This window comes from Robertmurraya beringensis (assembly GCF_042433785.1).
Taxonomy (GTDB): Bacteria; Bacillota; Bacilli; order Bacillales; family Cytobacillaceae; genus Robertmurraya_A; species Robertmurraya_A beringensis.
This window is the reverse complement of record NZ_JBHLUU010000028.1, coordinates 1-23,663: the sequence shown is the minus strand read 5'-3', so window position 1 is coordinate 23,663 and position 23,663 is coordinate 1. Positions and strand designations below refer to the sequence as shown.

Annotated in this window: 17 protein-coding genes and 1 riboswitch; of the genes, 10 read left to right on the top strand and 7 right to left on the bottom strand. The window is 36.7% G+C overall.

Features of this window, described 5'->3' with window-relative positions; genetic code table 11:
* The first annotated feature begins 228 nt into the window (after positions 1-228).
* Both ACFFHF_RS09920 and ACFFHF_RS09915 read left to right on the top strand, forming a co-directional pair.
* On the top strand, positions 229-744 hold the full coding sequence (locus ACFFHF_RS09920; protein ID WP_377058047.1) for a matrixin family metalloprotease: 516 nt from the start codon (positions 229-231) through the stop codon (positions 742-744).
* Positions 745-760: 16 nt separating this feature from the next.
* Entirely contained in the window at positions 761-1,366 is a 606-nt protein-coding gene (locus ACFFHF_RS09915; protein ID WP_377057982.1) for a cell surface protein, read from the top strand.
* A 131-nt stretch (positions 1,367-1,497) separates the two neighbouring features.
* Here the strand turns inward: ACFFHF_RS09915 and ACFFHF_RS09910 are convergent, their stop codons facing one another.
* The gene (locus tag ACFFHF_RS09910) at positions 1,498-1,776 is read right to left on the bottom strand and encodes a hypothetical protein (RefSeq protein WP_377057981.1); all 279 of its coding nucleotides are present in this window, start codon (positions 1,774-1,776) and stop codon (positions 1,498-1,500) included.
* Between the two features lie 251 nt (positions 1,777-2,027).
* Here ACFFHF_RS09910 and ACFFHF_RS09905 point away from each other — a divergent pair, with 251 nt between their 5' ends.
* Together ACFFHF_RS09905 and ACFFHF_RS09900 are read left to right on the top strand one after the other, a co-directional pair.
* Entirely contained in the window at positions 2,028-2,234 is a 207-nt protein-coding gene (locus ACFFHF_RS09905; protein WP_377057980.1) for a hypothetical protein, read from the top strand.
* A gap of 328 nt (positions 2,235-2,562) precedes the next feature.
* A complete protein-coding gene (locus ACFFHF_RS09900; RefSeq protein ID WP_377057979.1) occupies positions 2,563-3,912 on the top strand; it encodes an IS1182 family transposase in 1,350 nt (449 codons plus the stop codon).
* Between the two features lie 300 nt (positions 3,913-4,212).
* Here the strand turns inward: ACFFHF_RS09900 and ACFFHF_RS09895 are convergent, their stop codons facing one another.
* On the bottom strand, positions 4,213-4,344 hold the full coding sequence (locus tag ACFFHF_RS09895) for a hypothetical protein (protein ID WP_377057978.1): 132 nt from the start codon (positions 4,342-4,344) through the stop codon (positions 4,213-4,215).
* Between the two features lie 23 nt (positions 4,345-4,367).
* Positions 4,368-4,451, bottom strand: a riboswitch (cyclic di-GMP riboswitch).
* A 130-nt stretch (positions 4,452-4,581) separates the two neighbouring features.
* Complete coding sequence (locus ACFFHF_RS09890; RefSeq protein ID WP_377057977.1) at positions 4,582-6,453, bottom strand: M14 family zinc carboxypeptidase; 1,872 nt, start codon at positions 6,451-6,453, stop codon at positions 4,582-4,584.
* A gap of 154 nt (positions 6,454-6,607) precedes the next feature.
* Here ACFFHF_RS09890 and ACFFHF_RS09885 point away from each other — a divergent pair, with 154 nt between their 5' ends.
* Positions 6,608-8,074, top strand: coding sequence for a serine hydrolase (locus ACFFHF_RS09885; RefSeq protein WP_377057975.1), 1,467 nt, complete (start codon positions 6,608-6,610; stop codon positions 8,072-8,074).
* 122 nt (positions 8,075-8,196) lie between these two features.
* Here the strand turns inward: ACFFHF_RS09885 and ACFFHF_RS09880 are convergent, their stop codons facing one another.
* Entirely contained in the window at positions 8,197-8,871 is a 675-nt protein-coding gene (locus ACFFHF_RS09880) for a CPBP family intramembrane glutamic endopeptidase (RefSeq protein WP_377057974.1), read from the bottom strand.
* 180 nt (positions 8,872-9,051) lie between these two features.
* Between ACFFHF_RS09880 and ACFFHF_RS09875 the strand changes: the two genes are divergently transcribed.
* Complete coding sequence (locus tag ACFFHF_RS09875; protein ID WP_377057973.1) at positions 9,052-12,837, top strand: DUF2135 domain-containing protein; 3,786 nt, start codon at positions 9,052-9,054, stop codon at positions 12,835-12,837.
* Positions 12,838-12,891: 54 nt separating this feature from the next.
* On the opposite strand, the gene ACFFHF_RS09870 is transcribed toward ACFFHF_RS09875, so the two are convergent.
* From ACFFHF_RS09870 to tagU, 3 genes are all read right to left on the bottom strand, one after another.
* A complete protein-coding gene (locus ACFFHF_RS09870) occupies positions 12,892-13,914 on the bottom strand; it encodes a hypothetical protein (RefSeq protein WP_377057972.1) in 1,023 nt (340 codons plus the stop codon).
* A 20-nt stretch (positions 13,915-13,934) separates the two neighbouring features.
* Positions 13,935-15,287 carry a hypothetical protein gene (locus ACFFHF_RS09865; protein WP_377057971.1) on the bottom strand — a complete coding sequence of 451 codons (1,353 nt, stop codon included), beginning with the start codon at positions 15,285-15,287 and terminating at the stop codon, positions 13,935-13,937.
* Positions 15,288-15,411: 124 nt separating this feature from the next.
* The gene (tagU, locus tag ACFFHF_RS09860) at positions 15,412-16,341 is read right to left on the bottom strand and encodes a polyisoprenyl-teichoic acid--peptidoglycan teichoic acid transferase TagU (RefSeq protein WP_377057970.1); all 930 of its coding nucleotides are present in this window, start codon (positions 16,339-16,341) and stop codon (positions 15,412-15,414) included.
* Between the two features lie 334 nt (positions 16,342-16,675).
* On the opposite strand from tagU, the gene ACFFHF_RS09855 reads away from it, so the two are divergent.
* The 4 genes from ACFFHF_RS09855 to ACFFHF_RS09840 all read left to right on the top strand — a co-directional run bounded on the left by ACFFHF_RS09855 (position 16,676) and on the right by ACFFHF_RS09840 (position 23,553).
* Positions 16,676-18,538, top strand: a complete 1,863-nt coding sequence (locus tag ACFFHF_RS09855) for a bifunctional metallophosphatase/5'-nucleotidase (RefSeq protein ID WP_377057969.1) — start codon at positions 16,676-16,678, stop codon at positions 18,536-18,538.
* A gap of 159 nt (positions 18,539-18,697) precedes the next feature.
* Entirely contained in the window at positions 18,698-20,314 is a 1,617-nt protein-coding gene (locus tag ACFFHF_RS09850) for a hypothetical protein (protein WP_377057968.1), read from the top strand.
* A 236-nt stretch (positions 20,315-20,550) separates the two neighbouring features.
* Positions 20,551-21,705, top strand: a complete 1,155-nt coding sequence (locus ACFFHF_RS09845; protein ID WP_377057967.1) for a glucosaminidase domain-containing protein — start codon at positions 20,551-20,553, stop codon at positions 21,703-21,705.
* A 144-nt stretch (positions 21,706-21,849) separates the two neighbouring features.
* Positions 21,850-23,553 carry a S8 family peptidase gene (locus ACFFHF_RS09840; protein ID WP_377057966.1) on the top strand — a complete coding sequence of 568 codons (1,704 nt, stop codon included), beginning with the start codon at positions 21,850-21,852 and terminating at the stop codon, positions 23,551-23,553.
* Positions 23,554-23,663: the final 110 nt, after the last annotated feature.

Genomic DNA, 23,663 nt, shown 5'->3' with positions numbered 1-23,663 from the left:
TTGAATATATTTTCATTATTCTCCCCTTCGTTAGTACAACATAATATACTTTTTGCTCCAATAAAGAAAAAATTGGATAAAGAGGCAGGAATTTGTAATAAATTGGAGAATTTAGTAGTTTGTGTAGTGAAATAGAACCGCTACTTTAAATCTATAGAAAGGAGAATGAAGTTTAATAATATTAGAAGTTAATAAACAAAAACGTAGGAAGGAGAAATAAAATTGAATATGCTAAAAAAAATTACACTCGTATCAATCCTAGTGCTATTTTCATCTTTAATAATTTATAAAGTTAATACACCTAAGAACACGGATGCAGCAGTTATAGTTGTGAAAGTATTAACCTGGGACCTTGTTGATTCAGGAAAACATCTTGACTGGGGTGGTAGTTCGAAATATTCAACAAATTTAAGTTCTGGGGCTACAGTATGGAATAACTACAAATCGGGTGTTATTCGACCGGATACTGCAAGTACACTTCAAGATGTAACAATATCAGATTATTATGAGGTAAGTTCAACTGCTGGTGTTACCTCTTCTGGGGGTACGTTAAAATTCAACGATTATAAAATGAGTGGGTATGATTCTACTAAGAAGAAAAATGTAGCTATGCACGAATTAGGACATGCACTAGGCTTGGCACATAACCTAAGTGGAGATGTAATGTATGCTTATGTTTCGACAGTAGTAACATTGTCTTTTAATGATAAAGCGTCCTATGATGAAGCTTATCGTAAATACTAGTGAATGGAGTAAAAGGATGAAACTCTTTAAAAAACAGTTTGTATTATTATTTATTTTGGCTCTTTTGATAGTTGGACTGGTAGGTTGTAGTGAAAAGGAAAAGGTAATGAAAGTTGCACATTTACATGGTACTTTCGATATAAATGTTGACAACGTTAATGAGGTCGTAGGAGACGCTGATAACGTGTTTGTGGGTTACGTGGATAAAATAGAAGGGACTGAGTATAAATTTCCAGTTACAGTTGAAACTGAAAATGGGACAAAAGAAGTTACAAGCCCTTATACCAATTATTCAATCACTGTTGTAGATAACATCAAAGGAAGATTGAAAAAAAATAACTCTATCCCAATGCAAAAGTCAGGGGGTATAAGCGAAGATTCAGATATATATATACTTTACGAAGATGACTCCTTACCTGAAGAAGGGAAGTATTATATTTTTAATACGTACAATCAACCAGATGGATCTATACTAATTTCTGGACCTAATTCCAATATAGTATTAAATGTTACTGATAAGAGTGAAATTGTCAGTTCAAAAGAATACAAAAAATATAAAGAGGCGGTCAAAAATGAAGTGAAAACTGACCGCAAAAGATTTTCATCAAAGTATAGTAATTAATAATTCCTATAAAATTTTTATTCGAATTTTTGATCTTTATGTTGTATCTCCAATCTAACCTGGTTGATAATAACTAGGTTAGATTATTTTTGATCATATTTGATTCACCAGATGTTGTAAGTATAGAGAGACTAACAAATTGATGCTTCAACCATTTTTAACTCCCCATTTTGATCATCTACCTTGTCAATGCCATATTCACAATTATCCTTGTTTTCCCATTCGATAATATACTCATTATTTTTATGGGTTATAGATTTTATTTTAACCATGCCATTTTTTATCTTGTGTTTTTCAATTACCTTAATTTTTGCTTGTATTTCTGTTATTTCAGGTTTTCTTTGTTCACAACCAATACCAAATTGCAAAAGTAATAATACAATCATTAAAACTGAAACAAATTTCCTCATTCATTTATCCCTCCTTGCAATTTAGACGTATATTATTTATTAATGTTTCAAATTAGTCTAATTTATATATAGGATCCATAAAAGGGGTTATCATAAGAGATTTGAAATTTATAAATGGTGAGTGAATTTGAAAAATATAAAATGAATAAATAGTCAATAGAATAGGAAAGAAAACCATCCATTACCATCTTACAAACGGCTGTTTCCATATAGTATAATAGGGTTACGAAATATACTATGGAGGATTCATCATGTTAACACCGGTACAAGCAAAGAAGTTGCAAACCCTCTATTATTACCAGGGGTTAGAACATGTTCGAGTGATACATAAAGAATACGGTGAAGGAAGAGTTGAGGGGATATCTGGAGATGGCTATCTTTATGCCGTTTTCTCAAGTGATGTTAAGTCATCTATATTTTTTGATGACGAAAACCTGAACTTTCCGGATCTTAATTAAATAGAATAGAAGGAACAATTATAAAACTTTTCCTTCTATTTTTGTAGCAAAAAAGAGACCTAGACATTAGGTCTCTTCAGACCGTAGACAAACTCGAGGGATTTCGAGTTTGCCTACGGTCTATTTTATTTTAAAATATAGATAGAATACCAATGTGGTTTGATTTCCACTCCGGGTGGACGCTTTCCGCGGGCGGGGCCGAGCCGCTTCCCTCGCTACGCTCAGTCCAGGGTCTCGACTGTCCCGCTTTTCCCGCAGGAGTCGCCACCCTCCGTTCCAATCAATTTATTACACTTAATCAATCATTTTTATCTAGAGGTGACCAACCATGATGACAAAAAATCAGTTTAATGAACGTGAACAATTTGAAATGCTAGCGATTGATCAATTAGTTCCACAAGATCATTTAGTTCGCAAGCTAGAGTCAGCAATTGATTTTTCATTCATCTATCCGTTGGTGAAAGACCTTTATTCGGAGGTAGGACGCCCAAGTATTGATCCAGTCGTTTTATTTAAAATGGTGTTTATACAATACATATTTGGGATTCGTTCCATGCGTCAAACCATAAAAGAGATTGAAACCAATGTGGCTTATCGGTGGTTTTTAGGGTTTGGTTTCTATACAGAAGTCCCCCACTTCTCTACCTTCGGTAAAAATTATAAACGTCGTTATCATGAATCCAGTGTGTTCGAAGACATCTTCTACCATATTTTGAAGGAGATTATGGATAAAGGTCTTTTGTCTGCGGACCATGTATTTGTAGACTCAACACATGTAAAAGCGAGCGCCAATAAACGAAAATTTGATAAGAAAGTCGTCCGTAAAGAAACTCGAGCTTATGAAGAGAAGCTCCAATTGGAACTCAATCTAGACCGAGAGGAACATGGTAAAAAACCCTTCCCTCCTGAAAAGTTTGAAAAAGAGGAATGGAAAGAAATTAAGGAAAGTACCACAGACCCCGAAAGTGGCTACTATGTAAAGGATGAACGAACCAAACAGTTTGCGTATTCGTTCCATGCAGCCACGGAGGAAAAGGGATTTGTGTTAGGTACAATTGTAACTCCAGGGAATGTTCATGATAGTCATTTGTTGCAGCCACTTGTTGAGAAGATTATCGAAAAAGTAAAGAAGCCACTTGCTGTCGCAGCCGATGCGGCTTATAAAACACCGGCCATCACTAACTTTCTATTAGAAAATCAAATGTTACCTGTCCTTCCTTACACACGCCCAAAAACAAAAGATGGGTTTTTCAAAAAGCATGATTATGTGTATGACGAGTATTTTGATTGCTATTTATGTCCGCAAGGACAACAGTTAAAGTATACGACTACAACAAAGGAAGGATATCAACAGTATAAATCGAATCCAACCATTTGCGCAGAGTGTCCTTTTCTATCACAGTGTACGGAAAGTAAGAACCATCAAAAACTCATTCAGCGTCATATTTGGGAGGCTTACATAGAAGAGGCAGAACATCTACGGCACACTTATACAATGAAACAAATATATGCAAGACGCAAAGAGACGATTGAACGTGTCTTTGCTGATGCGAAGGAAAAGCATGGTATGCGTTGGACAACCCTACGGGGGATTAAAAAATTGTCCATGCAAGCGATGCTTACTTTTGCTGCCATGAATTTAAAGAAATTGGCAACTTGGACTTGGCAAGGTGCTTGACTTTGACTCTAAATAGATTTTGAGTCAAAGTTTTAAGAATATAACTGCTGATTGGAGCGGAGGGTGCTTGACTCCTGGGGGATTAGCGGGACAGGTGAGACCCCACAGGAGCGTCAGCGACGAGGAGGCTCACCGCCCGCCCCCCGGAAAGCAAGCGCCTGGAGCGGAAATCAGCCTTTTTCCCACCATTCCTAAACAAAAAAAATGACAAAAGGTAACGAGAAGGGCTTCTCATTACCTTTTGTCGACAATCTGAAGAGACCTAGACATTAGGTCTCTTTGTTTATAGTGAAAGTAGTTTTATAATCCGTTGGATAGCAGTGTTAATGTAGAGCTCAAAACGATTGTACCGATAACGATTGCTGCATAAAGAAAATATTTACTTCTTTTTCTTTTAGCAACCATTTCTTCTGGTGTATAGAATCTAGACATTTTTCCCATTCTCCTTTTTTTATGATAGTAGCTGGCTGGCCTTACCGGAAGTAGAGGCCCCTGTAGCTTTGCGTAATCACTTTTCAATGATCTTGCCTTTATATCTAGTACTATTATCGGTTCTTTCTGTGAAAAAGTTAATAGGAAAAAAGGGTGATTTTGTCTAATGATGTCGAATAATTATTCGACAAAAAAGGAGAGTGGATTACTAGCCTCTCTCCTTTTAACATCCTACTATCAAGGTTGTGATGTTTCTACATTTATATCAGTGGTAGGAAATGTAGTGGTTTCTTCATTTGTTTCAATCGGTTGTGAGACTTGCTCATTAGTTTCTGTGGTTGGTTGTTGCTCTGGTTCCAAAGTCTCATTAGGTGTAAGTGCTTCTACTTCTAATAGTAGTTCCTCTTTCATGCTCTGAAGTATTTGTTCAAACCTTGGTAACTCCGGATACTTGCCAGGATACAATTGGTTTCCTGCCTTCTTGATTTCAATAGAACGCTTTTCAAGTCTCTTAAGTTCCGCTAACTTAGACTCAATTATTTCAACATTGTTTACATCAATTAATGCATGGATTTCTTGAATTAGCATATATCGTGATATCTCATAGATAACGGTTTCCTTTGAGATTTTCGCTGGAAGTGCGAACTTGGTAGCAGTTAATTTACGAACCTTAGGATCGTATAACTTGTTAATTAATCCTTCTGTCTTTTTCAATTGATAAGAGAACTGGTGATAGGTTTGTACCGTTGTATCGTTTAATACACCACTGTTCACGGTTTGATTAAAGGATTGTACATTAGCCAGCAGTTGATTTCCAGCTTTCATTGTGTCAATAAAGATAGCTGCAGAATTTTTAAAAGAATACGCCTGTTTCAGGGTTGCCTTCAGTCGATCTTGTTCTTTCTTTGGTAAAGAAGCTAACGATTTTTCTGCGGTTTGGATGGTTTTACTTGCCTCTTGATATGCTTTTGCAAAACTTGTTGTAACCTTTAAATCACTTACGCTCTTAATGCTACCAGAATAATAGTATCGTAACCCTTTTGATTTGGAGATAGCTAAATTAACTTGTTGTTCGGCTTTCTTGACCACGGATCCAACTCTTTGTTGATGAATCTGATATCCAACTTCTGCGACGTATAAACCAACACCCTGATTTTTACTCCATGCACGTGGAAACTCAGTTAGCGGTGGACTCGTTTCATATACAGCTCTTGAAATCTCAGGAGTGAATCCCGGACGTTTGTACTGGATGATAAACCAATCGGTAAATCCTCCTCCAGAGGGGTTTGCTCCTGGATAGACTAAGGAGTACCCTGTCATTTGGCCGATTTTTTTGGCATAGGCATGATCTCGATTATACCAGCTTCCTGTTTGATGGAAGTTCCAGTAAAGAACTTCCCCACTTGAGTGATAGGCAACGGCTGCTTCCGGGTTAATCTCAGTAACGAAATTTAATACAGCTTTTACCTCTGCAGCAGAGTGCGGAGCCGCTCCCTTGTAATTTTTATAGGAAGGTTTTCCTGGATCGTATTTAATGTTTGCCCAATCAGCATTGTACTGACGGTTTAGATCAACACCCTTCGCATTTGCTTTCCATCGTTTAAAATCAGTACTTCCACCATTCATTTTAATTAAATCCGCATGGACACTGGATGGAAAAGCCTTTATCCCATATTGCTGGAGAGTGACCCCGTCAGGATTAACCATTGGCACAAACCAAATGGTCATTTTATTGAGAACATTTTTAACGTCATAGCCACTAATTTTAGTTCCTTTAGTATAGGCGGTTGCGTATTGCTCAATCATCTGCATATTGAGAGTGGTCGTCAACCATTCACGAGCATGGTGAGCGCCATTAATAAATACAGTTGGATCGCCTTTACCTAGTGAGATCGCATATATATTTCTTCCATATTCACTTTTTCCGATAACTTTATATTCAACTAAGTCTGGATAAGCTTTTGCTAATGCCATAATATCTTTTTCCATTTGTACGTAGGTGTACACTTGGTTTGGATTAATGACCGCTGCACTAGCCGGTTTTTCTGTTATGAAGACAGAAAAGATGATGAGTAATGTGAGAATAATTCCTTTTCTAAGATGTTTCATGGTTCCTCCTATGTATCTAGTAAAATAATATCTATATCATACTATTAAAAATGGAAATTTGGGAGAAACATATTGTGGAAAAATAATACTTTTGTCAGGTGATAAGGATTATATTATGATAGGCTAATAGTCATATATGAAAGGAGAAAAGGAAATGAGAAAATATCGTCAACTATTGACTTTATTATTTGTTTTTACTTTAGTTACTGCCACATTCGTACCGGTATCAGCTGCGAGTTCATTTTCCTCTACAGAAAGTTTAATAAAAAAATATAGTAAGAGTTATCCCAAATTATCTGTATACTACCGAAATCTTGTCACTGGTGAGACATACACCTATCAACCAACAAAAGTGCGTCAGGCAGCTAGTACGATTAAGTTGCCTTTAGTTCTGTATGTGTATGAATTGGCTGCTAAGAATAAGTTGAACTTAAATGAGAGGTTAACTTATAAAAAGCATCACTACTATGGGGGAAGTGGGGTCATACAAAATGACCGAGTAGGGACTACATATACCATTAATGACCTAGTTTACAAAGCGATTACGTATTCTGATAATATTGCATTTATTATGCTAAGAGAAAGAGTAGGTAAAGCGAGTTTCATTAAGTATGCCAAGTCCATTGGCGGGAAGGTCGTATATCCAAACGGAAGGAACATGACCACTGCAGCAGACCTAGCTACTTATATGAATGCGGTTTGGAATTTTTCAAAAAAATATCCGGACCTTGGAAATAAGCTCATATCCATGCTGAGCCATACCGTTTATAAAGATACAGTAGCTTCCTCATTAAAAGCTGATCAGGTAGCCCATAAGGTAGGGTATATCCCTGCTAATTTAGTTTACAACGATGTGGCTCTTGTGAAGGATACGCAGCCTTATATTCTGGTAGTAACAACCGAGGGTATCCCTGTTGGGAAGGACGTAAAAGTAATTTCTGCGATAGCTGATGCTATTCATAAAAATCATACCCAACGTATTTACGCAAAAGTAGCAGATAGTGTCCGAACAGCTCAACTGAAAAATGCTAGTTTAGTAAAGCAAATTTTAATAGAATATAACGCTAACGTTCAGATTCAGCCATATGCTGCGTATAACGAAGTGAAAAAATCCCTTCAAGAAGCAAAGAAGCTTGTAGCTACCTTGCCAGCTGATAAACAATCTGCCTATAAGAGGAGTTTAGCGGATATAGAGGTATGGATTGGCCGTGCAGCTAACTTTATCGACGCTATTTCTGCAGGTCGAAAGCTAGATGCTGGAACAAATGAGCTAAGAAAATATTTACAAGCAGGAGATATTCAAAACAGTATAGCTTCTTATCATTCGTTATCCTCCTTACAAAAACGTCAAGCAGTATACTTATATAAACCATATGGTAAAGCGACACGTGAAGCGATACTCTCTAAGTACAAGGGTGTGTCACAGGTTGCTCTTGAACAAGGAAGACTAGTGGTGTTAATAAGTGACCTAATGAATTCACTAGAAGAAGCGGTTGCTTCAGGTGATAAGGAAAAAGTGGATGCGTATCAACAGGAAATAGAAGAGATACTTTTAAAGGTTCAAGAAAAGGTGATGAGAGATCATCTTGGAGAATGGGTTCAGAGTGTAGTGGAGAATTAAGGAATAATTGGGGAGTAACCAGAAGAGGTAAGGAGAACTCTTCTGGTTACTCTTTTTTCTGGTGTGAAAGGTTATTAACAAGACTTATCCACAAAATGTGGATAAGTTTACTGGTTTAAAAACTAAAGTAAAATAGCAAGGAAAAAGTTATGAGCCGAATGTAGAATGATTGCAGCCCAGAGTGAACCGGTCCTTTTATATACATATCCAAATAGCAGACCTACTAGAAAAATATATAAATGAGTTTCAAAGTGAAAAAAGGTACCAAGCCTAATCCATACGGGATAATGAATGGCTACAAATAATAGAGCAGTAAGCATATTGGATTTCCAAAAATCCAACCTCTTGTGGATCTCCTGCAAAATAAAACCCCTAAACATCAGTTCCTCTAGTAATCCCGCCAGTAGAACGGTATTAAGTACTTCATTAAAGGTTAAGGAGAACGAAGATGGAAGTTCTTTATTTATCATAGTATTTATGACTAAATAAAGCCCCATAAGAAACGAAGAACCAATCCCTAATAAGAGTCCCTTCTTTACGTTTACGTTTAACTTTAAGTAAGTAAAGGGATTGCTGTTAAGCTGAAACTTAATGATTATGCAGACAGGCACAGCCCAAACGAATACTTTAATCGATCCATTTAGGAGGCTGGTGGTAGCTCCTTCAAACAGATAAATAAACTGTACAAACCATAGTTCTTTTAAGGTCCATACCACATAAAAACTAAAAAGAAATCCGATCAATATTTTCACATTTATTTTATTGTCGTCAACCTCGTGACTTACTACTGGTAGCATAATTACCTTCCTAAACTAACTATATTTCATTTACTATTCTAATCTTTAAAACAATGGATTACTAACATTTGAACTTCTAAAACATATATATTTCGTTATTAGTATTTTGTAAATTAAGTAGAAATTTTGTATTTTTTTATATATTATAGGATATATTACCTGTTTAATAGGAGGATTATCATGAGTAAAAAAAGAAACAGAGGTTCAAAAGTCCTTATTTCTGGGCTTGTACTTTCTAGTGCATTTGTTGCTAATGCACCTGTAAATGCAGAGAGTAAATCAGAAGTAGAAAAACTAGTAAGAAGTGCGGAAAGTTATGCTGGTAGTTTAAAGTGGGCTATATCAGTTGAAGGGACAAATAAAGATATTACTTCGATTCCTTGGGACTTGTATAACCAAACCAAAGCAGCTTATCAAAAGGCAAAAGATGCGGTTAGTAAATTAAAGAGTGATGAAAGAAATATTTATGAAGCGCGCTTACAACAAAACGTGGAACTTTATATTTCAACAACACCAAATAAAGTTGGTAGAGCGGTAGCATACATAGATGCGGTAAATGCTGGGAAGAAAATTGAAGAGAAAAAGCAAAAGTTAGAAGAGAGATTACAGAAAAATATTATTGATGATGAGACAGAAAAACTGTACCATGACCTATCTAAAGAGTTAAAAAAGCAATCAAAACTTCTTGATAGAGTATATGGAAAAACTACTCGTGAAGCAATACGAAATCATTTTAAAAAATCTGCCGAGAATGTTAAAGCAGATGCTATGTATCCCATTACTATTAAAATGAAGTTGGATCTTTTAGAGGAAGCCATTTCAAACAATAAAAAAGAGGAAATGACTAAACTTTTAACCTTACTAGATGAGCTAGTTAAAGAGGCTGAGAAGCTTGGGAATGTTACTAAACACGAACCAATCTATGAAAAATTTAATAAGGAAATAAAGGAATACAAAGAGGTAGTCGAAGCTGGTAAGGATGAACCAACACCTGCACCTCAAACACCAGTGCCAGATAATAGCACAGAACAACCAGGAAATGATGTTCCTTCTGAAGAACCGCCAAGTGAACAACTACCAAGTACATATGATTCCCCAGGTAGCTATGGACCATCAGAAGGTGTTGCAACCATTAACGACAATGTGACTGTTACATCGGATGATGTGACACTTAAAAACATGGTCATTAAAGGAGATCTTATTATCTCTGAATCTGTTGCAGAAGGTGAAGTATGCTTACAAAACGTTAAGGTAGAAGGTACTACCTATGTACGTGGTGGTGGAATAAACAGTATTCATTTTGAAGATTCAGTTCTTGCAACAGTGATTGTTAACAAAAATAACGGTGCCATTCGTATCGTCGCAAGTGGTAGTACTAGAGTAGTAGAAGTCCAACTTGAATCGTATGTGAAAATCGAGGAATCAGATCTGGACGAGAATGCAGAAGGATTTACTGATATTAATATTAGTGAAACAGTCCAGTCTACGGATAGCAACCTTCAAGTAGAATTATTAGGTTCATTTGAAACGATTAATTCTCGTGCAGCGCAAGTGCGCCTAAATCTTTCAGAGGCAACAAGCATTGAATCGCTTGTCCTTAATGCAGTAGCTTCGGTTCTTGGACAAGGGAGAATTGTAACTGCTGAAGTTAATTCGGATGGCTCAACGCTATCAACGATGCCGCAAAACGTTGTGCTAAATAATGGAACAACAGTAACGGTTAATGACCAAGTAATTGATGAGAGTGTTTCTTCAGAGACTCAAACTCAGATTCAAACAATAGAAGCTACACAGGCAAGTATTAAGGTTAATTTTGAAAAATATGTAGCAGGAATCTCTACAGAAGAATTTGATGTAACTGCAACGCTTGATGGTGAAGAGATTGAACTTCAAAATGTGCAATATTATCCTGCATTCAATAGAATCACTTATACACCACTATCTTTAACAGAGGGGAACGTAGGAAAGACTTTAAGTATAACGGTAAAACCATCTTCTAACTCAGAGAAATTGCATGGTGAAGCTATTTCAGATGAAGTATTTATTGGTACTGGATTTGAAGGCAGAATTACGGATGTAGCAGAGGTAGGATTTGAAGGGGTTACAATCAAGTTTAGAGATGCTAACGATGCTAATGGTGAAATTGTTGGCGAAGCAGTAACAGACAAATTCGGTTTCTACTCCGTTTCTTTACCAGCAGGTGAGTACATTGGAGAAATGTCTGGGCCAAATGTAATCAGTTCCAATATGTATGCTGCAGCTCCTTCTGATGTATATAATACACACCAGAACGAAACAGCTATTCGTGCAGCTGCATCAAGTGAATTAAAAATCATGCTTTCATGGGGCGAGGAACCAAGGGATCTGGATTCCCACTTAATTGGACAAACCATTGACGGTACTGAATTACACACGGCTTATTATGATCAGGTACATGAAGAAGATGGAGTTACGTATGTTGATTTAGATTGGGATGACACTAATTCATACGGTCCAGAGACAACTACATTTAGAAAACTAAAAGATGGTAAATATGTATTTTATGTTCATAATTTTTCTGAAGAACCTAATTTAGCAGAATCAAATGCAAATGTGAAAATTTTTAAAGGAAATGCTCAAACTGCTGATCAAACATTTACGCTTCCAACGGGTACTGGTTCCGAACTTTATTGGGTCGTATTTGCCGTAGAAATTAAAGATAATGGTGAGTCTGTTTCCGTTATGCCAATCAATGAACTTGAGCAATCAGAAGTAATTCCAAATGATTATTTGAAGCCACAGGAATCTCTACAAGAGCTGATTGCAACTGGTAAGGAGTTCTTTGAGGAAGAAGATAATAACTCTACGGAGGAAAGGGATGCTCTCACCGAAGCAATTGCAAATTCTGAGGCTGTTTTAGCAAATCCTGATGTAACAATGAAAGAGTTATTTGCTAGTATTCGTGGGTTGAGATTAGCCTTAGCTCTATTTATGGAAGTACCGGAAGAACCAGGATATGAATATGTTCCAGTAAGAAATGAAGTAATAAGTTTAAATGCATTTCATGAATTCTATATTCTGAACGATTTTATTAACGGCTTAGGTATGGACCCAGAAGGATTAGAGCTTACGGTTCAAGAAGAAAGCTCTGAAATAGTTAACTTCTCTATTGGAGAATCAACCGTTCCTGAGGAAGGGATAGCTCTTCAGTTACGTCCAGTTCAAGTTGGTGAAGATACACTGCATATACACGCAGAAAATGCTGCAGGTCAAGAAGCTACCCTTACTTTGCATTTACGTGTAACTGATGTAGATATGATTGATTTTATGCATTTCATTGATGTTGGAGAAGAAGTATCTCTTAATCTAAATAACTTCTTTGTTGAATATAGAGGAATGGATCCGGAGACGATTTCTTACACATTTGATCAAGAATCAGAAGGAATTGTTGAGGCTACTATTGTAGAAGAATCAAGTCAGCCTACTCTAAAATTACTTGGATTGACTGAAGGAGAAGATGTAATTAATTTATATGCTGAAGACGGAGAAGGGAATAGTCACTCTGTTCAATTCCGTGTTCAGGTTGGTACTATAACTGAGACAAATCAGTTATCTATCACTAGTGTAGGCTTTGAAGATTTAGATGATAACGTGAACTTCTCCACATCAGATATCATTTCATTTACATTTAACCAAGATATAAGTCAATTGAACTTGCCTACTAATGTTAATGTTGAGGTATTAGATCTCGGAGAGCAAGATCAAGTTGTCGTTTATTCAACTGAAACACCTGAAGTACCAATTGCCACTCTGACCGTTTCTAATGTGGTGGAAGGTAATGTGGTTTTTGATGGGAATTTAGTTGTAGATGGTGTAAATGTGAGTGTTGAATTAGGAGAATTAGTTTCAGGAGAAGAATCTTCCTTTACAGATACAGATGGATCAGACTTTATGATTAATCAATTTAATACAGGGTTAGCAAATTAATATTTGATTGTAAAAAGCCCTTTTCCAATGATTTGGAGAAGGGCTTAATTATTTTTACTGTATTTCAGAAATATCTAGTGTATAGAAGTTAGGTGCAACCCATGGGTTTTCATCAACTCTATATAGGAGAACCGTATATTCATAACCAATAAATTCAAAGTTTATGATTCTCGACTCATATTGTTGAAGAGGTTCATCCAAAAAGTAGAGTTCCTTTTGGTAGTAGCCCCCCATGTCAAAGTGAACAATCATGGTTTCTTGAAAGGCATCCTCTGTATTTAACATATCAAATTGTGGCCCTTCAAATTCCGACTCACTAACCATGCTTAATTCTTCTGCAAGATCAATCATATCGGATTGCAGGAATTGTGCTACATGGTATGGGTGAAGCTGTTGAATGATTGGAAGCATATCATTCGATGTAATGAGATAATTAATCATTAAATAGATATCAACCTCATCCTTAGCCATTTCAAGCTTTGCCTTATCAACAATATCCTTCACAGTAACAAAATAAGCCACTTTGCTTTTTTCGGCTTCCGCAGGTACTTTATATTTTGCTAAGATTGCCTCACGAGTAGATTTTCCGTATACACGATAAAGAAGAACGGCCTGCTTCCGAATTTGATAGGATAATTCATGGTATAAGTCATCCATCCGGATGGTGTAAATTTCCTCTTTGATTAAATAGCGTAATTCATTCGTTAATGCTTCTAATTTTTTTCCGCCATTTAGCGCATCAATATAAGCAATCGCACGAGTGATATGAATTTTTACATTTGTATCAAGACGTGACTGGAGACTTGCTTTTCGTGAATCTTTAAGAGCGGAAACAGCTGTTTGAGCCTTGTTATATGCATCCTTGGTTTGATTAAACAAAACCATATCTGGCAACGTTAGGTTTTTATTATAATCTACTGAAATCTGCCACTTTAGTGCACCCGCTAGCTTTTCTGCCTTAGTCACAAGACTATTTGTTTGGGAATAGCTTAAGGCTGCAGAGGCATTTCCTATAGGTAAAAGTTGGGTAGATAACAGCAGAAGAATAGTAAGCATAATACTAATCTTTTTATACACTTGTTTTATCCTCTATAATCTTATTCATTCACTTTTAACATCATCTCGAACTCATAGTCATTCCATGAAACAATTAGTCTTGCATAGCCTGGAGCAACAGCAGTTACCTTTCCAGTGGAATCGACTGTAAAGATAGAAGGTTTTGAAGAACGGAAGGTCACACCAGGAAACTCTTCTAAAGAAACGTTGCGTTCAATTTCACTTGTGTAATCGCCTTTAACCGTTTGAGCATCAGTTGGAATAAACTGATAGTTTTTCCCAACTGTTAAGTTAGAAGCTTCGACTGCCTGGTCATCTACTAGTTTACCAGCATCAAGAGAAAAAAGTTTGTTGCCGTCAACAATTTGGAAAGTATGTGTGACAACTACATTGTTAGAGCTATCAAGCACTTCTACTTCAACCGAACCAATTTCAGCTTCAGTAAGTCCATTAGAATATGCAGTTGTTAGAGTGCCATCTTCGTTAAAATAACCTTTGTTGTCTCTTACTTTGAATCCATATTCTGATGGGGTAATCCAAGCCATATCGCCATTCTCATCATAAAAGGCAAACATATCTAGGATATTAAATTCATCTCCACCTAATCCTGAAGGAATCTCGTTCCAATAAGGAAAAGAATCAACTTCAACAATATTAGGTTTATAGTACGTTTCGTAAATACTTGTATAGGTTTCAGTCAGAGTATCAAATAGAACGGGATCTTCTACATAATATAGCCAGTCATCAATGTTGGCCATTAGTACATCAGCTTTCTCGGTGTCGTTATTTTCTAAAGCTGCTTGTAAACGCCCGAGCTCAATATGAATACTTACAGGATAAAGAGCAGCTGCTTTTGCTTCTTCTGCTGGGAGTTTATATGTTTCAAGAATCGCTTGTCGTGTTGATTGACCATATACTTTATAAAGGTAAGCTGCTTGTTTTTTAATTTCGTAGGAAAGCTTATGGTAAGACAGTGTAGCTTCTTCCATTTCGCCTTCGTACAGGTGGTTTTCCATTGCTTCTTGGGCAGCAAGTAATTTTTTACCTGAAGTAATAGAATCAATATAAACCGCTGTACGGTCAATCCAAAGTTTCACATTATCTAATCGTGCGTTAAGTGTTGTTTTTTGTGTCCCAGTGAGTTTGTTTACTGCAGCTTTAGCTGTCTCGTAAGCTTTTTTTGCTTTATTGTATTCTGTCCAAGGCTGAGTGACTGCGTCAGCTTCATAATCAACAGAGATTGCTCGTTTTAGCAAAACTACATTTGACTCCGCTTGCATAACTAAGCTTTCCGTTGAGGTAGCTGCTTCTGCCTGAATAGGACTAACTGCTACATAAGAACTAGCAAGTAAAGTGGTAGTAGCTGTTAACTGGATAAGTTTCTTTTTGTTCAAGTGAAATTTCCCCTTTGTCATAGTGATTGAACCTCTTTAATCATACATACTAGAGGGGTTTCTGACTATAGGGAGATTTAGGGAAAAAAAGCTCCCGTTACACTTGTAAACGGGAGCTTAAGTACTACTGAAGTTCTAGGTGATTTTTTAGTTCTGTTTGAATACGTTGTTTTTCTTCATCGGAAAGGACTAAGTAATAAATGGAATCAATCTTTGTACCTGTACCTGATACAGTAAGTTGCTCCATATTTTTAGCTGCTTCCTTGTAATTCTTTTGTATATCTACCATCTCGCTAAATACTAGGTTTGTTTTAACATTGTTACCAAGGGCTTCAAATACTTCATCATACTTGGTTAAAGAACTTAAGCTAGCTCCTTTTTTGATAACAGCCTGGATAATTTGTCTTTGTCTTTGTTGACGTCCAAAATCTCCACGTGGATCTTCATATCGCATACGAGAATACTTTAGAGCTCTTTCTCCGTTCAATGTCACTTCGCCTTCAGGGAAATGTACTCCTTCATAAGTGAAGTCTAAATCGTTTTGAACGGTTACTCCACCAACAGTATCAACGATATCGCTAAAGCCTTCCATATTTATCTGCATATAATAATCAATCGGAATGTCCAATAGATTTTCCACTGTATCCAGAGACATCTCCACTCCACCAAAAGCATAAGCATGATTAATTTTATCCGTAGTACCATTCCCAATAATTTCCGTACGTGTATCACGGGGAATGCTTAACATTTTTACAGAGTTTAGATTTGGGTTAACTGTGAGAACAATCATTGTATCAGAGCGTCCGCGGTCTCCTTCACGTTCGTCAACTCCAAGCATAAGGATAGAAAATGGAACCTTCTTTTCTAAAACTACTTCTTCATCTCTTTTATCTGATTTTTCTCGATCTATCGGTTGATGCATCGTATCAACTGCTTTTGTTAAAGAAGTGTATATTGAATAGGCATAGGCTCCAGCACCGATGAAAAGTGCCAGTAAGATGATTCCTAAGACCTTTGGCCATTTGCGTTTCTTCGTACTTACTCTATTTGCCACAACAAAATCCTCCATGTTTTTAGGTTTAATGTACTACATAAAATAGAATAACAGAAATTGTCGAAATATCATATACGAAATTATTGGGTGATGTCAAGGGCGTAGTTCTATCTGTTGACAATTGTAATTTATCTATAACAACTTTCGACGATAAAGTAGCTTTTATATACGTGTCCACCTCAGGCGTACAAAACAGGGTCAACTGTCCACGAAGGGTGTCTGTCACCTTTCTTCCTTTTTTCGTTAAAATCTTACAATCTTTTACACAAATTTTACAGAATATTTTATATAATAGATTTGTACTATGAAAAAAGACCAATTTAGGAGGGGAAATATGCGTTTTTTAAAGAAGAGTGCAATCGTTTTAGTTTCGACACTAGTCTTTGGTTCTAGTTTTGGGGGAGCGCTCCAAATAGCAGATGCGGCTGAGAGCACAACGACTAAGAAAATCCAGATCCTTCATACGAATGACTCACACGGAAGAGTAGAAGAGTCAGCGAATGATGGAATGGGGTTCGCAAAAATTGCAACGATGTTAAAACAGTACGAACAGCAAAACCCTAATACCTTGCTACTTGATGCAGGTGACACGTTTCACGGTACAACGTTTGCAACCCTAGAACAGGGTGGAAGTATTGCAGACGTCATGAATGCAGTTGGTTATGATGGGATGGCTGCAGGAAATCATGATTTTAACTACGGCTATCAGAGATTACTCGAATTAAAAGATAAAGTTGTTTTCCCTGTTTTAAGTGCAAACGTCCGTAAACAGGATGGTTCATTATTGTTAAATCCATATGAGATAAAAGAAATTGATGGATTGAAAATCGGTATCTTTGGTTTATCAACTCCTGAAACACACTATAAGACTCATCCGAAAAATGTAGAAGGTCTAACGTTTACGGATCCGGTTGTGGAAGCAAAAGCCATGGTACAGGAACTAAAGGCTCAAAATGTTGATGCCATTGTTGCTGTTACTCATCTAGGAATTGATGAGTCTAGTACAGATACTTCTATTAAAGTAGCTAAGGAAGCTCCAGGGATTGACTTAATTGTAGATGGGCATAGTCACTCTACACTTGTTGAAGGCTTAAATGGAGAGAATAATACTTTAATAGTAAGTGCTGGTGAATATACAAAAAATCTAGGTGTAGTAGAACTTACTTTTGAAGGAAGCAAGATTGTCAATAAAACCGCAAAGCTAGTAACAAAAGAAGAAGCGGCGAACATTACTCCTGATCCTGCTGTACAAGCTGTAGTTGACCAAATTAAGGAAAAGCAAAAAACAATCTTATCTGAAAAAATTGGTGAAACAGCTGTTTTCTTAGACGGTGAACGTGCGAGTGTTCGTACAGGTGAAACTAATCTAGGAAACTTAATTACGGATGCAATGATAGACATGACAGGTGCTGATATCGCAATCACAAACGGTGGAGGAATTCGTGCTTCTATCAGTGAGGGAGATATCACAAAAGGTTCAGTTATTTCTGTTCTACCATTTGGAAATTACATTGTTACAAAGAAACTTATAGGGGCACAAATTAAGGCGGGTCTTGAAAATGGTGTAAGTGCTTATCCTGAGTCAAAGGGTGCATTTCCTCATATTGCCGGGATGACATTTTCTATTGATGTAAATAAGCCAGCTGGAGAGCGTGTTCATTCTATGGAATTAAATGGGAAAGCTATGGATATGAAGGCAGAGTATCTAGTGGCAACCAATGATTTCATGGCTGCAGGTGGCGATGAGTATGTGTCCTTTAAAGAAAGTGCGATCGTCAATGAGTTCCCTGCTTTAGATGAAGCATTAATTGTTTATATTCAAAAGCTAGGTAAGGTAAACGTGTCAGTGGACAAGCGTATTACTGTAGAAGAAGCTCCAACAGAAGAAGAACCAGAATCACCTGTGGTTACAAAACCAACTCCAGTTGTCTACTGGGATGGGGCTATTCTGAAAAAAGGTCAAATTGGAAGAGTAACAGTTAATAAGGCTATTAACCTATGGAAACGTACAGCAACTAATAAACTTGAGTTCGTTCGTATCTTAAAACCAGGTGAAACCTATCGTGTCTATAACTTCAATAGTAAATACGGTGGACAGTACGGTGTTGGTGGAGGATACTTCATTACGAATATGAAATCTCATATTAAATATGAAACTCCATCAAAGACAAAGCTTCAACAGCTTCAAGGTAAATAATTTCAAAAGCCATGCACTCGCATTTTTGAAGTGCATGGCTTTTATATATGTGAAGGGTAACTTTGTTAAAAGTGTTCTCAATTATGGTTAGTTTTTTTATTCTTTTCATTCGGGTTGGGAAATATATGCATTATAATTTTACTTAAAGGGGGGAGCTTTTTGAAAAAGGTTGGAGTAATTTTAATAGTATTTGCTCTTTTGCTGTGGGATAATATTTCATCGATAAAAGCTACAGAATCATTAGATTGTAGACAAAGACAAAGCAGTGTAGTTGATAAAGTATATTGGGATGGAGTTGAGCTTAAAGTAGGTCAAATTGGGAGATTAACTGTTCTTCATAATACCTCGTTATTTAAATTTGATGGAGATAAAAAGGTATTTACTAGAACCTTGAATAAGGGTGAAATTTACCGTATTTATGCTTTTAAACCTGGAATGCTTAGTGTAGGTGGAGGGTATTATGTAGATCGGGATTCAAAAGTAAAATATGAAACTCCCAGTAAGGCAAAACTAGAGGCAGTTACAAGAATAAAAGTAGAGACAATTAGAAATTTAAGCCATTGTACCCTTCAAGACGAGAAAGCTTCAAAGCCCATTCTATTGTATCCTAATTTATCCTTTACCTCATCAAATTTGCTTTCAAGCTTAAAAGAGTCGGAGGACTACTCCTATATTAATTGGTTCTATCCTTCAAAGCGGTACATATTTAAGGATCACTTAGGTCGTATAAACATATTAAACGCTGATTATGAAGATATAAAAATTTTACACTTTGACCATCTCTTTAATAAAAGTGGAGAAACAAAGGTACAAAAGGAATCATTGAATTTTGGAGGATTTCATGAAGGAAATGATGGTTACTACTATATATTATATGGTCAAGGTAATTATGAAGAGTCAAATACAAAACCCGTCTATAGGTTAGTTAAATATGATAATAGGTGGAAAAAAATTGCTCAATTAGATATTAAGGATGTATATGTTGCTCAACCTTTTGATGGTAGTAATGTTACAATGGATAGCTACAATGGAAAATTAGTCATTCATTCAGCTAGATTAAGATACAAAACTGATGATGGTTTACGTCATCAGTCTAATATAAGTTTTTTAGTTGATATGAAAAATATGAAATTGATCAATAATGGAGGACAATGGCCAGCTAACCATGTAAGTCATTCCTTCGCAACCTATGTCCGGTTTGATGGAGAAGATACAGTTTATGTAGACCATGGGGATGCTTATCCACGTGCTATTGTATTACAAGTTGAACGAGAAAACGAGATTACTAGACAAGTGGATTTAATTAGTTTTCCTGGAAGGATAGGCGATAATTATACTGGAGCATCTTTGGGTGGCTTGGAAGTAAGTCAGTCAAACTATTTAGTCATAAGTGCTTATAAGCAAAATGTTATTTTAAGTGTTGTTCCGAAAAAAACAGATTCACAACCAAAACTACTTCAGATTTCAAATGACAATACTAAGTCAAGCATTAATATCGAAGAAACTCATATAAGTAAAATCAATGATAATAAATTTGTGATCTTATGGGTAGAGGAAAATATGAGTACTAACTACAATAAGGATCTATATTTTGCTGTTGTAAACGGCAATGGAGAATTAATTCAAAAGCCAAAAAAACTTTTAGGCGTACCTTCACCAGGTAACATAAGCCCACTTGTACAAGGAAATTCACTTATATGGTATTATTCTAGCCCGATTTACAATTTAAAAGAAGATAAATACAGTTTAGAGTTCTTTACTTTAAATATTGATTAATCATTTTAATTAGTTGCCCTTCCTTATTGGAAGGGCTTTAATGCGTCAAGTTACTTATCCAATCTGCGGCTAGGTATTGAAGTCAGTGAGTGTCCGCCTCAGACGGACAAAATAGAGCAAACTGTCCACGAAGGGTGACAGACACCCATTTGGAATTTCCCGAAAATATTTCCCTGATGGTTCTAATAATATAGTAAAATAATAGGAAAATAGGTTTAGGAGTTGTTCAAATAATAATGAAGAAGATTTATCTGTCTCTACTTGCTTCTCTTTTTCTCTTTTCTACTATTTTCGTTATGCATCCACAAAAGGGAAAGGCTGGGGAGGTATTCGTTCCTATAGCAGGTTCATCTATTCTAACCTCTAAACAGCTTGGAGATTTTGTTTTGTTATCGAATCCAGAGCCTAAATTAATGGGGGTTACTATATACAGATTAGCGGAGCTCTATTTAAGCATCGGACGTATGGAAGGGATTCGTGGGGATATTGCATTTGCTCAAGCGATTCATGAGACAGGCTATTTCACTTTCGGTGGAGATGTGAAGCCAGAACAAAATAATTATTCTGGCATTGGTGCAGTAGGAGGAGGGGCTCAGGGTGCAACCTTCTCAACACCTGAAGAGGGAGTCAGAGCACAAATTCAGCATCTAAAAGCATATGCCAACAAAGAACCGCTAGTGACAGAAAAGATCGATCCAAGATTTGATTATGTTACAAGAGGAATCGCACCAAACTGGCAGGACCTGAACGGAAGATGGGCGGTCCCTGGTACAAATTATGGACAGAACATTCTATCTATCTATGAAAAAATCAAGTCTATTCAATTACAGATTCCAAATGTAGATAATAGCATCACTCACCCACTACCAATAGCAACTTTATATTTAAAATACGATCGTCCATTGATAGCACCAGATGGCACAGTTGCGAAAGTATTAAAAGGAAAGAACTCATATAAGGTTTATGGAACCATCGGTAATAATTACAACCTAGGTGGAAACTATGTGGTGGCTGCGGATAGTAGTAAAATGAATCTATTTATTGGACGTCTCTATATCCCTAATAATGAGTCCGTATTATATAAACCAAACGGACAATTCCATCGTTATTTACGAACAGGAGAAACCATTAAAGTTTATAGCTACGACGATCAAGCATATTATGTAGGCGGTGGCTATTACGTAGGAAAGCAACAAAAGGTATCTTTCTATAAAGGAGTTGTCTCCATCAAAGCCAACACACCTTTATACGATCGAAATGGGGCAGTTGTAAAAACCTTAGTCAAGGGACAACAGTTCAGAGTGTACAACTTAAAAGGAACGAGACTAGAAGTGGGTTCTGGCTACTACATTCTCTTTAACAAAAATAGTGCAATCTATACAAATCTATAATTTTCCCAGGCAACCGATAAAAGTCATCGGTTGCCTTTTTATTGTCGAATTTCCTATTATGGAAAATCTTGCTATTTATTAGGATATATGATTCTATTTATATGTGAGTTCAAAAAAGAAATAGTGAAAAAAGGAGGAGAAAAAATGAAGATATGGAAAAAGTCTATATCCATTGTAGCGGGAATAGGTTTACTAGCTAACGGTTTTATCCCGTTGTCAACAGCTGCAGCAGAATCGAAGTTTAGTAGTTTACAAGAAGTTGCTGCGGTTACAGCAAATCAACCTCAGTTACAAGCAAAAATCAATACTACTGATGAAAAGGTAGTAAGCGAAGACACCCTTGTTATCAAAATGAACAAGCTTTTAACTTCTGCGCAGCATAAAGCAGCTGGTGCAACCTTATTAAAGCAGTTTTCTGATTTGAAATATGCTGTTGTAAAGGTAACTAACAAGAAGGATTTAAATAAAGTCATTAGAAACTATCAAAAGCTTAACGAAGTCAAATCTGTCAGTCCGTCGGTTTTTTATAAGCCGCTAGGAATAGACCCGAAAGCAAGTTCTCAATACCAAAATTCTCTTTTGCAGCTAGAAAAGGCTCAAAAATTAGCTGGGAAAAACGCCGTAACTGTTGCGGTTATTGACCAAGGTGTCGATTCAAAACATCCGGATTTAAAAGGACGTTTATTATCGAGTTATAATACCGTAAATCCAATGAACCCGGGCTCACCTGATTATCATGGAACACATGTATCTGGTATTATTGCTGCAAATAAAGGGAATGGAATTGGCGGATATGGAGTAAATCCAAATGCAAAGATTCTCCCAATTGATGTATTTGATCGTGGATGGGGTGCAAGTGATTATGCGATTGCAAACGGTATCCTGTATGCCGTTGAAAAGGGAGCAAAAGTTATCAACATGAGTCTTGGTGGTTCAATGAAGTCTCCACTCATTGAAGAAGCTCTTCAAAAAGCTGCTGAGAAAAACGTAGTTGTTATTGCTGCTGCAGGGAATACAGGGGACGACACGATTAGCTATCCAGCTGCATACGAAGGTGTAATCAGTGTTGGTTCCGTTAATAGTGATAAGAAACTATCCTATTTCTCTTCTTATGGACCTTCTGTAGATGTTGTAGCTCCAGGTGAAGATATTTATTCTACCATGTATGATTATGAGAAAAAATCAACCTTCGTAAAAATGAGCGGAACATCGATGGCTACTCCGATGGTATCGGGGATTGCTTCCCTATTATTATCAAAAAATCCAAACTTAACACCAGCTCAGATTGAATACATATTAGAAGAAACAGCAGAAGATTTAGGTGCAATAGGGTTTGATGTAAAATACGCAAATGGTCTTGTGAATCCTGTCTTGGCTATGCAGTACGATGTGAAAAAGTTACCAACCCTATTAACAAAAAAGTTAACCGTTGAAGAAATGATTGTAAAGGCCGCTCCTGTCAAGCTTACGGAACCAGTAGAGCTAGAGGGACAAATCACGATGCCATATCAAGAATACTTATATAAAGTGGATGTGGAAAAAGGAGATAATCTGCAATTCGTCCTAGATGGAGCGAGTCAATTTGATTACAAGCTTTCCTTATACCTAGAAACAAAAGACGGAAAGCATTCAGAAGAAATCAATGCCGTTCAAGAGGGTAAGCAAGAAGGTAAGCTATTTCAAGCACCATTCTCTGGGACACTAGTATTTAGTGTGAAGGATGTAAACGGCAGCTATGATAAGTCTGCACTTAAAAGCTCTGAATTTACATTGAATGTATCGAAGCAAATAGAACTACCAGCCGATCATTCAGATCTTCTAAAGCCTTTGGACAGTTCCGATAGGTAAGTATTTGATGTTATCTCCAACTTTTCCCCCGGTTAACACCGTACGTGCGACTTTCACCGCATACGGCGTCCCATCTAATTTCAGTTAACCATTAACCTTATATCGCTTCT